The sequence below is a fragment of the Vibrio sp. 10N.222.55.C6 genome (assembly GCF_041473395.1).
GTDB classification, from domain to species: domain Bacteria; phylum Pseudomonadota; class Gammaproteobacteria; order Enterobacterales; family Vibrionaceae; genus Vibrio; species Vibrio crassostreae_C.
Map to the genome: position 1 here is coordinate 158,649 of NZ_JBFRSD010000004.1, position 12,848 is coordinate 171,496.

The following is a 12,848-nucleotide window of genomic DNA, read 5'->3' on the forward strand; positions in this document are numbered from 1 at the left end:
TCGCTAGGAGCGACCTGAATCCAGAAACAGGGAAACAATCTGGGTGAGTAAGGTGTGAGTTATGGGTTATTTTTTAAGACGTTTGTCATTTTATTTTGTCGCGCTATTAGTTGCTGCGACGTTAAACTTTATTATTCCAAGAGCAATGCCTGGTGACCCAGTTACCATGATGTTTGCGAACGCTTCTGTACAAGTTACTCCAGAGCGTATTGCTGCAATGAAAGAACTATTAGGCTTCGTTGATGGTGGCTACTTAGTTCAATACGTGGCGTACATGAAGAACATTCTTAGCTGGGAACTTGGTACATCAATTCAATTCTACCCACTTTCTGTAAACACACTGTTGGGTGGAGCATTCGGTTGGTCGCTTTTCTTAGCCGGCACCGCAGTTATTCTTTCTTTCTCGATTGGTTCAATCCTAGGTATTTTCGCAGCGTGGAAACGCGGCAGTAAGTACGATGCCTTCGTAACGCCAGGGATGCTGATTCTACAAGCCGTTCCTCAAGTTGTTATCGCGATGATTGCACTATTTACCTTTGCAATTGGCTTGAAGTGGTTCCCAACAGGGTATGCCTACACCGCTGGTACTATACCTGATTGGACAAGCTGGGCATTCATTAAAGATGTCGCTTACCACGCCTTCTTACCACTGTTCTGTGCTTCTGTTGTTCAAATTGGTGGCTTCCTAGTAAACATGCGTAACAACATGATCAACCTATTAGCCGAAGACTACATCACCATGGCGAAAGGCAAAGGCCTGAGCGAAAACCGAGTGGTATTCAACTACGCAGCTCGTAACGCGATGCTACCTAGTGTGACAGCCCTGTCAATGTCGCTAGGTATGGCAATCGGCGGTCAGTTAATTATCGAAATCATCTTTAACTACCCAGGTCTTGGCAGCGTACTTTTCAACGCAATTAACGCTCGTGACTACCAAGTACTGCAAGGTCAGCTGCTTATCATGACGCTATTCATGCTGTTCTTTAACCTAGTTGCAGACATGCTTTACGTTGTTCTTGACCCTCGTCTTCGTAAGGGTGGTAAATAATCATGAAAGACTTTTTAAAACTCATTTGGCGTAACCCGATGGCCCTAACAGGCGTCATCATCCTAAGTATTTTTATTCTTGGCGCGATTGCAGCTCCATTAATCACCAAACATGTACCAGACAAGCGTACAGGTAACCCACACGAATATCCTAGTTTCGTGGTGAAGTCTGCACAAACTAACCCTGATGGCTGGGTTGCTCAAAATCTAGCAGACGACCGTCGTACATTGATCATGTCTAAAAAGGCAGACCACGTACTAGGTACAACTCGTATGGGTCGTGACGTTTGGTCTCAAGTGGTATACGGCGCACGCGTATCTCTTGCTGTAGGTTTTGGTGCGGGTCTAACCGTATGTTTACTCGCAACTGTTATTGGTGTTTCTGCAGGTTACTTCGGTGGCCGTGTCGATGACGTTCTAACAGCCGCAATGAACATCATGCTGGTAATCCCTCAATACCCATTACTGTTCGTAGTAGCAGCCTTTATCGGTGAGGCAGGGCCACTCACCATAACCTTGGTTATCGGCTTTATGTCTTGGGCTTGGGGTGCCCGTGTTGTTCGCTCCCAAACCTTAGCACTGCGTGAAAAAGAGTTTGTAAAAGCCGCTGAAGTTTTGGGTGAATCTTCATTCCGCATCATCTTCGTAGAGATTCTGCCAAACCTTATCTCTATCGTTGGCGCAAGCTTCATCGGTTCGGTGATGTACGCAATCATGATGGAAGCAACCATCTCGTTCCTAGGTCTTGGTGACCCGAACACAATCAGCTGGGGCATCATGCTTTACAACGTTCAAACCTCTTCATCAATGCTGATTGGCGCTTGGTGGGAACTGCTGGCTCCTTGTATCGCACTGACACTACTTGTAACTGGCCTTGCTCTACTTAACTTCGCGGTCGATGAAATTGCTAACCCGCAACTGCGTTCTCACAAAGGCATGAAGCGTTGGAAGAAACTAGCAGCTCAAGACAAAGAAGAACGTGAACCAGAACTACCACCACAAAATGCACTTTGGAGCGGAGATAAATAATCATGTCTGAACCACTAATTTCTATCCGCAACTTATGCGTGGATTACATCACAGAGTCTGGCGATGTTCGTGCGTGTAACAACGTAAGTTTCGACATCGCTCCAGGTGAAGTCTTCGGCCTAGCTGGTGAATCTGGCTGTGGTAAATCAACGGTCGCTTTCTCTCTTATGCGTCTTCATAAGCCGCCCGCTTACATCAGTGGTGGTGAGGTTATCTTCAACGGTGAGAACATCCTTGAATACAGTGATGACCGTATGCAGTCGTTCCGTTGGAGTGAGATGTCGATGGTATTCCAGAGCGCGATGAACGCACTCAACCCAGTACTACCGATGGAAGAGCAGTTCTGTGACGTAATCATGCGTCACACCAACATGACTCGCGAGCAAGCTAAGCAGCGTGCTGAAGGTCTACTTGAAATCGTCGATATTCACCCGAGCCGATTGAGTGACTATCCTCACCAATTCTCTGGCGGCATGCGTCAGCGCTTGGTTATTGCTATCGCGTTAGCACTGAATCCAAAGCTGATCATTATGGATGAGCCGACAACCGCACTTGATGTGGTTGTGCAACGCGAAATCCTACAAAAGATCTATGCACTAAAAGAAGAATTTGGCTTCTCAATTCTGTTCATCACCCATGACTTGTCATTGATGGTCGAGTTCTCTGACCGCATCGGCATCATGTACTCAGGTGAGCTAATCGAAGTGGCTAACTCTCAAGATATTCTAGAAAACCCTTACCACCCTTACACCAAAGGGCTGGGAAGTTCTTTCCCTCCACTGACAGGGCCAAAGACAAAGTTAGCAGGTATTCCGGGTAACCCTCTGAACCTGTTAGAGATCCCTGAAGGGTGTCGTTTCCAAGCTCGTTGTGACCGTGTACATGAAAAGTGTACCAAGGTGCCAACCAAGCTGCGTTCTATCGACCCGGGACATTTGTCTAACTGCCACCTGTACGGTGACCCAATAGTACAAAGGAAGCTATAGCTTGCGTGAATAACGAACAAGGCGGCTCGACCGCCTAAAAACAAGCAAAGCGAATAAGGATTCTGGAGACAATTATGAGCAAAGATTTCGGTCAATTATTGGTAGAAGGCAAGAATGTCGTAAAAGACTTCCCAATAAGCAGTACCACCATTCAAACCCCAATGATGCGTGCGATTAACGACGTGTCATTCAAGATGTACAAAAGCCGTGGCCTAGCAGTGGTTGGTGAGTCTGGTTCAGGCAAATCAACAACCGCAAAAATGATCGCAAAAATGTACGCACCTTCAGGCGGCACGATCGAATACAAAGGTCGTGATATCCAAGAGATCTCAAGCAGAAAAGATCTTATGCACTACCGTGAAGGCGTGCAGATGGTATGGCAAGACCCGTTTGGTTCATTGAACCCAACACACAATATCTTCCACCACATTGCTCGACCACTGTTGATCCACAAGAAGGTAACCCCGGGCAATAAGAGAGAACTAGAAGAACGTGTTTACGATCTTTTAGAGCAAGTGGGCCTGATCCCACCAAAAGAGACGGCGAAGAAGTACCCTCACCAACTGTCTGGCGGCCAACGTCAACGTGTCAACCTAGCCCGCAACATCGCGGTAGGTGCCGAAGTTGTACTAGCCGATGAGCCAACTTCAATGCTTGATGTATCGATTCGTGCCGGTGTTTTGAACCTGATGGAAGAGATGAAGTTCGAGAAGCAAATGTCTCTGCTTTACATCACTCACGATATCGCAACCGCTCGTTACATCGCTGAAGACCTTTCGGTGATGTACGTGGGACACATGGTGGAATGGGGCGATACCGATGACGTGATTGCTAACCCTCAGCACCCATACACCCAATTGCTTGTTTCGGCCGTTCCAGATCCTAAGAAGTCGATCCACGAGCAACTTGCAGGCAACAAAGGTGAGATTCCTCTGTGGACACCAGTATCAGCAGGCTGCCCATTTGCAGGCCGATGTACTCACGCAATGGATAAGTGCAAAGAGCAGCTACCAGGGGTTACGCAGCTCGCTGATAACCACTTTGTGCGCTGTTACCTACACGAAAGCTAAGCAATAAAACCCAAGTTAGGGTCTTCGGACCCTAACTATTTATATCCAAAACATTCAAGTACCTAGCCAATAGAAACTAGGACTGTCGGAGAATATTGATGCTGTTATTGACCAACCATATTGGCTATGAGTCCACAGGCCCGAAGCAAGCTATCCTACAAACTAAGAAAGCTCGCCTATCAAGCACTACGGCTCTACTCGTCTGTGCTGACAACCATATGACTGTCGGAAATTTTGATGTGGTTAAACAAGGCCGCGTAGCAAATTGGCATCAAGGGCAATTCTTCACTATTGATTTCAGTTCAGTCACTGAATCTGGTCGCTACTACCTACGTTTTGACAACCTGCGTTCAGAAGTATTTGAGATTGGTAGCAACCTATTAATGAACCACACGTTTTCTGATGTGCTTCATTACTTTAAGTCACAACGCTGTGGCGGGATTTTCGACAAAAAAGATCGACAAGCACAAATTCTAGGTACCGACCGATACGTCGATGTCCACGGTGGATGGTATGACGCATCAGGTGATGTCAGTAAGTATTTTAGCCACCTGTCTTATGGTAACTACCTAAACCCACAACAAATTCCGATGGTCGTTTGGAACATGCTAAAAAGCGTACGCTTGACTGGCCATAACCCAGACTTCCCGAAATTCTCCATGACTCGTCTAACGGAAGAGGCTCTGTTCGGTGCCGACTTCTTAGTGCGTATGCAAGACGCTGACGGATACTTCTATATGACGGTATTCGACAAATGGAGCAAAGATATCAACCAACGCGATATCTGCGCTTATGCGACTCAAGAAGGTCATAAATCAACGGACTTACAAGCGGGCTACCGACAAGGTGCAGGTGTTGCTATCGCAGCATTAGCCGCAGCTTCTGAGCTTGAAATCTCTGGTAGCTACTCGAGCCACACCTACCTTGAAATGGCGGTTAAGGGTTACTGGCACTTAAAAGAGTACAACCTACAGTATATAAACGATGGTGAAGAGAACATCATCGATGAGTATTGCGCCCTACTCGCAGCCAATGAACTGTATCGCGTAACACAAGACCAGCAATACCTATCAGAAGCAAGAACTTGGGCGACTCGTTTAATCTCTCGCCAACAGTCAGATGATTCATTTGAGTACTTCTGGTCGGCAAACTCTGATGGCTCTCGTCCATACTTTCACGCAGCAGAAGCTGGCCTTCCGGTGATTGCACTATGTGAATACATCGACAACGAAACCGATGCTGAACTAAAAGAACAGGCGCGCACAGTTGTTGAACAAGCTTGTCAGTTCGAAATCAACATCACCGACAAAGTCACCAACCCATTCGGCTACCCAAGACAGTACGTTAAATCTGTCGATGGTGATAAACGTGATGCCTTCTTCGTAGCTCAACAGAACGAAACCGGTTATTGGTGGCAAGGCGAGAACGCACGCCTTGGCTCACTCGCAACCATGGCTTACCTAGTTCAACCGCACATTAACGATAGCGAACTTCAAGAGCGCTTAATCCAGCTTTCACAAAATAGCCTTGATTGGATCTTGGGCCTCAACCCATACCACATGTGTATGCTCGATGGTCATGGCCATAACAACCCAGACTACCTGCCTCAGCTTGGTTTCTTCAATGCGAAAGGCGGTATCTGTAATGGCATCACAGCTGGTTTTGAAGATGAACAAGACATTGCGTTCAATCCACCAGCACAAAAAGATGACATGCTTCAAAACTGGCGCTGGGGTGAGCAATGGATCCCTCATGGTGCGTGGTTCTTATTAGCAACCGCTGCACAGTTCAACTTCTTAGCTCAGCGTAAGGAGCAATAATAATGACTCTTTACTACGTCGGTATTGATGGTGGTGGTACTTCTTGTCGTGCTCGTATTCGTGACGCTCAAGGCAAACTGATTGGTGAAGCGAAAAGTGGCAGTGGCAACATCCTTTTGGGTGTTGATGTTGCGATGAGCTCAATTATTGATGCCATCACAAAAGCGGCACAACAAGGGCAACTCAACTCAGACCATTTTTCAAATATGCATGTTGGCCTAGCGCTGGCTGGCGCTGAGCAAAAATCAGCATGGTTCGACTTCATGGCTCAACCACACCCTTTCGCAAGCATGACACTAAATACCGACGCTTATGGCGCTTGCATTGGTGCTCACAATGGCCAAGACGGCGCAATCATGATCGGTGGTACGGGTTCTTGCGGTATCTTCCTAAAAGACGGTGAGCAACATGTGGTTGGCGGTCGTGAATTTCCGATTTCAGATCAAGGCGGCGGCGCAGTCATGGGCTTACGTTTGATTCAACAAGTCTTGCTTGCAGAAGACGGTATTCGCAACAAAACCCCGCTGACTCTACATGTGATGAATCACTTTAATAATGATGTGGATGCCATTGTCGAATGGTCAAAAGGTGCTATTCCAAAGGATTACGGTCAATTCTCACCAGTTATTTTTCAACTCGCTAACGAAGGTGACGAACTGGCTATCGATATGCTCAAGCAAACCGCGGCTGATATCGAAATGTTTGTCTTAGCACTGCATCGAAAAGGCGCTGACAAGGTGTGCTTAATGGGAAGTATCGCTGAGCGTATTCTCAACTGGCTATCACCATCAGTACAACAATGGATCGTTAAACCTCAATTCGACGCTATTGAAGGCGCATTGATGTTTGCCGGAAAACCACAACACAACTTGTATCAACAGGCTTAGCAGGGAAGTTATATGAATTATCGCATCGACTTAGCTGTTCTTTCTGAACAAAAAAATAACTGCCGATTTGGCCTTACGGTACATAACTTAAGTGACCTCGACGTAAAAGATTGGTCTCTGCACTTTGCATTTGATCGTTTCATCCTTCCAGAGAGTTTATCGCAAGGAGAGCTGACTCAAGTTGGCAGCTTTTGCTCATTCACACCAAGTTCGTCAGTGTTAAAGGCCAACAACCATTACTACCTTGAATTCAGTATTCAAAGCGCACCATTCCGCTTCTATTCTGATGGCCTTAACGATGCCTTTATCCAGTCACATAATGATGGAGAAACATCGGTACTGCCTGTCGCGATATCACCCATAGTACTGGCTTCGCCATACCGTGAACGCAATCAAATACCTGAAGTTAACGCTGCTGAGATTGCATTGATTCCTCAGCCTAATCAGATCGAATTTCAGCAAGGTAGTTTCGCGCTAAGTAACTTCGCGCTAAATAACGACTGCAGAATTGAGGTTCAATCTCATCTTGCTGATAAGGCAGTCTCTTGGTTCCAGCAAGAGTTGCTCTCGACCTTTGAGCTGTCTCTTTCGACCGCGCTTTCAGCTGAACTTTCAAAAGACGAAAGCGGCAACATTCTATTTCGCAGCAACCCGACGTTAGATGAAGCCGAATACAAACTGACCATCACTGCACAACAGATTATTGCTGAATCAGGCAGCCAGTCGGGCTTTACACACGCTGTGGCAAGCTTGATTCAACTAGTTCAACAACTGGACGCAGAGAACTTCTCTCTACCATGTTGCAAGATAGCCGACCAACCGCGCTTTAAGTACCGCGGCATGATGTTAGACTGCGCTCGTCACTTCCACTCAGTAGAGCAAGTGAAGCGTTTAATCAATCAACTGGCGCACTACAAGTTCAACGTATTTCATTGGCACCTAACTGACGATGAAGGTTGGAGAATTGAGATAAAGAGCCTGCCACAGCTAACAGAAATTGGCGCTTGGCGTGGCCCTGATCATGCACTAGAGCCGCAATATACCCACATTGCGGAAAACTACGGCGGCTTCTACACGCAACAACAAATTCGTGAAGTCATTGAATATGCAGAGCAACGCAGCATCACGGTGATCCCAGAGATCGATATTCCGGGACACTGCCGTGCCGCAATCAAATCACTGCCTGACATGCTGGTAGAGCAAGCGGATACCACTCAATACAAGAGCATTCAGCACTACAACGACAATGTACTAAACCCAGGTTTGCCCGGTACTTACCAATTTCTAGATGCAGTTATTGAAGAAGTCGCAGAGCTATTCCCGAGCGAATTGATTCACATGGGTGCAGACGAAGTGCCACCCGGTGTGTGGACCAACAGCCCTGCTGCTCAAGCTTTGATGAAAGAGCATCAATATCAAGACAGCAAAGACTTACAAGGCCACCTATTCCGCTATGCCGAGAACAAACTCAAGCAACTTGGCAAGCGCATGGTGGGCTGGGAAGAAGCGCAACACGGCGACAAAGTCAGTAAAGAGACCATCATCTACTCATGGCTCAGTGAAGAAGCTGCAGTGAATTGCGCTCGCCAAGGCTTTGATGTGGTGCTGCAACCGGCACAATTTACCTATCTCGATATGACCCAAGATTATGCACCGGAAGAACCGGGCGTAGATTGGGCTGCCGTAATCCCATTAGAACAAGCTTATACCTACGAAGCGCTTGCTGAAATATCCGACACCGACCCAATTCGTAAGCGGATCCGCGGAATTCAGTGTGCTCTATGGTGTGAGATCGTCACCAACCAAAAGCGTATGGATTACATGGTATTTCCAAGAATTAGCGCTTTAGCTGAAGGATGTTGGACACATAAAAACAACCGAAACTGGCTAGATTACCTATCTCGCCTAAAAGGCCACCTGCCATTACTCGACAGACTCAATGTTGACTATCGCAACCCTTGGAAAGCTCAATAAAACAAAACCAAAGCGACACTCACATCGAGCGGTTGCTGACTCAAATTAAGGTGCTCAGTTAGATACGACTCAGCATCACTATTTAAAAATTAGCTGCATAGATGCAGTTTGTTAAAAAGGAAATGACAATGAAATACGGCTATTTCGATAACGACAATCGCGAATACGTCATCACTCGCCCTGATGTACCAGCACCTTGGACAAACTACCTAGGTACTGAAAAGTTTTGTACCGTGATTTCGCACAATGCGGGCGGTTACTCGTTCTACAATTCTCCGGAATACAACCGTGTTACTAAGTTCCGTCCAAACGGCACCTTTGACCGCCCAGGACACTATGTTTACCTGCGTGATGATGAGACGGGTGATTACTGGTCTATCTCTTGGCAACCAGTGGCAAAGAGCCTAGATGAAGCGAACTACGAAGTTCGTCACGGCCTGTCATACTCAAAATTCAAATGTGAATACAGCGGCATTACCGCAACCAAGACGCTATTCGTACCTAAGGGTGAAGATGCAGAAGTTTGGGACGTTGTATTAAAGAACAACACTGACAAGCCACGTACTATCAGCACTTTCTCGTTTGTTGAGTTCTCTTTCAGCCATATTCAATCAGACAATCAAAACCATCAGATGTCTTTGTACTCTGCGGGCACGTCTTACCAAGAAGGTGTTCTGGAATACGACCTGTACTACAACACTAACGACTTTGAAGGCTTCTACTACCTAGCTTCAACTTTCTCACCAGACAGCTACGATGGCCAACGTGATAACTTCCTTGGTATGTACCGTGATGAAGCAAATCCAATTGCGGTTGAAAACGGTAAGTGTTCTAACAGCGCTCAAACTTGTTACAACCACTGTGGTTCTCTGCACAAGCAATTTACGATTCAACCCGGTGAAGAAGTTCGCTTTGCGTATGTACTCGGTATCGGTAAAGGCAACGGTGAACGCCTACGTGAGAAGTACCAAGACACAGCAAACGTAGACGCCGCTTTCCAAGGCATCAAAGATCACTGGGACGAGCGTTGCAACAAATTCCAAGTTAAGTCGCCAAACGAAGGCTTAGACACAATGATCAACACGTGGACGCTATACCAAGCGGAAACCTGTGTGGTTTGGTCACGCTTTGCATCATTCATCGAAGTTGGCGGTCGTACTGGTCTTGGTTACCGTGATACGGCTCAAGATGCTATTTCAGTACCCCATGCCAACCCACAAATGACCAAGAAACGTATTATCGACCTGCTTCGCGGCCAAGTGAAAGCGGGCTACGGTCTACACTTGTTCGATCCTGACTGGTTCGATCCAGAGAAAGCCGACGTTGAGCCATCAAAATCACCAACAGTTGTTCCAACACCGTCAGATGACGACAAGATCCACGGCATTGAAGACACATGTTCTGATGACCACCTATGGATCGTTCCGACCATTATCAAATACGTAATGGAAACCGGTGAGCACGACTTCTTCGATGAAGTGATTCCATACGCAGACGGTGGCGAGGCGACAGTTTATGAACACATGAAAGCGGCACTGAACTTCTCTGCTGAATACGTGGGTCAAACGGGTATCTGTAAAGGCCTTCGTGCTGACTGGAATGACTGTTTGAACCTAGGTGGTGGTGAATCTTCAATGGTTTCATTCCTACACTTCTGGGCGCTACAAGAATTCCTAGATCTTGCTAAGTTCCGTAATAACGATGCTGATGTTGCGAAATATACTGAAATGGCAGCTAACGTTCGCGAAGCGTGTGAAACGCACCTTTGGGATGACGAAGGCGGCTGGTACATCCGTGGTCTAACTAAAAATGGCGACAAGATCGGTACCGCTCAACAAGCTGAAGGTCGTGTACACCTTGAGTCAAACACGCTAGCCGTTCTATCTGGTGCTGTATCTCAAGAACGCGGTGAGAAAGCGATGGACGCTGTTGATGAGAACCTTTTCTCAGAATACGGCCTACACCTAAACTCTCCTTCATTTGCAACACCAAACGATGATATCGGTTTCGTAACTCGCGTTTACCAAGGCGTAAAAGAGAACGGCGCAATCTTCTCTCACCCTAACCCATGGGCCTGGGTAGCAGAAGCGAAACTAGGCCGTGGTGACCGTGCGATGAAATTCTACGACGCACTGAACCCATACAACCAAAACGACATGATTGAAACGCGTTACGCAGAACCATACTCGTACGTGCAGTTCATCATGGGTAAAGATCACCAAGACCACGGCCGTGCAAACCACCCTTGGTTAACCGGTACCTCTGGTTGGGCTTACTTCGCGGTAACCAACTTCATTCTTGGTGTTCGTACAGGCTTTGAAGGCTTAACGGTTGATCCTTGTATCCCGACTGATTGGCCAGAATTCGAGGTTACTCGTCAATGGCGTGGCGCGACTTATAACATCACAGTGCAAAACCCGAATGCAGTAAGCAAAGGCGTTGCCTCTATCACTATCAATGGTGAATCAGTTGAAGGCGCTATCCCAGTACAAGCAGAAGGCAGCGTGAACGATGTTGTCGTTGTTCTAGGCTAGTCACGCAATTTAACGAACAGCTCTTGTCTCAAGTCTTTACAGGCTTGAGACAATGAGACTAAAAGGATTTTCTAATGATTAAATTTGGTACAGGTGGCTGGCGCGCTTTCATTGGTGAGGAGTTCACTAGAGAAAACGTCCGTTTGGTAGCGCAAGCACTCGCTAACATCATCAACAACGAAGATGCAGCCAAGAATGGGTTTGTGATCGGCTATGACCGTCGTTTCCTTTCCGATAAAGCCGCATGTTGGTTTGCAGAAGTACTTGCGGCGAACAACATCAAAGTAAGCTTCATCGATAAGTTTGTTCCAACACCTATCGTGATGTTCCAAGCAAAAGAGATGGGATGCACCTACTCGGCGTGTATTACCGCCTCTCACAACCCAGCCGATTACAATGGCATCAAGGTATTCATTGAAGGTGGCCGTGATGCTGATGAGATCATCACAGAGAAGATCGAACAGCAAATCGCAACACTGACCAACGAAGATATTATTCGTGTCGATTTCGAGCAAGCGTTGAATGACAAAGAGATCGAAATCATCAACCCGATGAACGCCTTTGTTGATTCCATCATTAATGCCATCGATATTGAATCGATTAAGAAAGCGAATCTACGCGTGCTGATCGACCCAATGTTTGGTGTGGCGAAAAACGCTCTGCAAACCGTGCTGATTAACGGTCGCTGTGATGTCGACGTCATCAACGATGGCAAAAACCCAGATTTTGGTGGCTTAATGCCGTCGCCAAATGCTGCAACGCTGTATCGCTTGAAGCACTTAGTTGCAGCAGAAGGCTATGACATTGGTATTGGTACTGATGGCGATGCTGACCGTTTGGGAATCATCGATGAGAAAGGTCACTTCATTCACCCTAACGAAGTGCTACTCCTACTTTACTACTACTTGCTGGAATACAAAGGCTGGAAGGGCTCTGTCGTTCGTAACATCGCAACCACACACCTACTGGATAAAGTGGCGGCAGATCATGGTGAGAAGAGCTTTGAGGTTCCTGTAGGCTTTAAGCATATCAGCTCACAAATGGAGGCCGATGACTCTCTGATTGGTGGCGAAAGTTCAGGTGGTTTAACCATTCGTGGTCACATCAAAGGTAAGGATGGCGTATTTGCTTCAAGCTTACTGGTTGAGATGATCAGTGTGACAGGCAAGAAGTTGTCTGAATTACTTGATGAGATTTACTCTAAATATGGCTATGCCTACACCGCAGAAGGCGATTGTAAGTTTAAACCTTCAGAGAAAGAAGCGCTTTACACTAAGATCTACGTCGAGAAGCAACTGCCTGAATTTGAATACGAAATTGAAAAAGTAAGCTATGAAGATGGTGCCAAGGTGTACTTCAAGAATGGCGGCTGGGTGATTGCTCGCTTCTCAGGAACAGAGCCGTTACTACGAATCTTCGCAGAAATGGAAGATAAAGACACTGCAGAACGTGTTCTTCAAAAAGTGAAAGACTTCCTCTCTCTATAGGCTTATAGAGTGCA

9 protein-coding genes are annotated in these 12,848 nt (G+C 46.7%); all 9 read left to right on the plus strand.

Annotated features, from left to right (window positions below; translation table 11 throughout):
* The first annotated feature begins 61 nt into the window (after nt 1-61).
* The 9 genes from AB4486_RS04910 to AB4486_RS04950 all read left to right on the plus strand — a co-directional run bounded on the left by AB4486_RS04910 (nt 62) and on the right by AB4486_RS04950 (nt 12,834).
* Nucleotides 62-1,048 carry an ABC transporter permease gene (locus AB4486_RS04910; protein WP_017059409.1) on the plus strand — a complete coding sequence of 329 codons (987 nt, stop codon included), beginning with the start codon at nt 62-64 and terminating at the stop codon, nt 1,046-1,048.
* Between the two features lie 2 nt (nt 1,049-1,050).
* Nucleotides 1,051-2,076, plus strand: coding sequence for an ABC transporter permease (locus AB4486_RS04915; protein ID WP_372116603.1), 1,026 nt, complete (start codon nt 1,051-1,053; stop codon nt 2,074-2,076).
* A gap of 2 nt (nt 2,077-2,078) precedes the next feature.
* Nucleotides 2,079-3,062, plus strand: a complete 984-nt coding sequence (locus tag AB4486_RS04920; protein ID WP_017063265.1) for an ABC transporter ATP-binding protein — start codon at nt 2,079-2,081, stop codon at nt 3,060-3,062.
* A gap of 74 nt (nt 3,063-3,136) precedes the next feature.
* Nucleotides 3,137-4,132: an ABC transporter ATP-binding protein gene (locus AB4486_RS04925; protein WP_017063264.1), complete on the plus strand. Its 996-nt coding sequence runs from the start codon at nt 3,137-3,139 to the stop codon at nt 4,130-4,132.
* 98 nt (nt 4,133-4,230) lie between these two features.
* Nucleotides 4,231-5,952: a glycoside hydrolase family 9 protein gene (locus AB4486_RS04930; protein ID WP_372116604.1), complete on the plus strand. Its 1,722-nt coding sequence runs from the start codon at nt 4,231-4,233 to the stop codon at nt 5,950-5,952.
* A 2-nt stretch (nt 5,953-5,954) separates the two neighbouring features.
* Nucleotides 5,955-6,839, plus strand: coding sequence for a BadF/BadG/BcrA/BcrD ATPase family protein (locus AB4486_RS04935; protein ID WP_372116606.1), 885 nt, complete (start codon nt 5,955-5,957; stop codon nt 6,837-6,839).
* Nucleotides 6,840-6,851: 12 nt separating this feature from the next.
* Complete coding sequence (locus tag AB4486_RS04940) at nt 6,852-8,813, plus strand: beta-N-acetylhexosaminidase (RefSeq protein WP_372116608.1); 1,962 nt, start codon at nt 6,852-6,854, stop codon at nt 8,811-8,813.
* A 128-nt stretch (nt 8,814-8,941) separates the two neighbouring features.
* Nucleotides 8,942-11,347 (plus strand): GH36-type glycosyl hydrolase domain-containing protein, encoded by a 2,406-nt coding sequence (locus AB4486_RS04945; RefSeq protein WP_017066806.1) that lies wholly within the window; start codon nt 8,942-8,944, stop codon nt 11,345-11,347.
* A 74-nt stretch (nt 11,348-11,421) separates the two neighbouring features.
* Nucleotides 11,422-12,834, plus strand: coding sequence for a phosphoglucomutase/phosphomannomutase family protein (locus AB4486_RS04950; protein WP_371721506.1), 1,413 nt, complete (start codon nt 11,422-11,424; stop codon nt 12,832-12,834).
* Nucleotides 12,835-12,848: the final 14 nt, after the last annotated feature.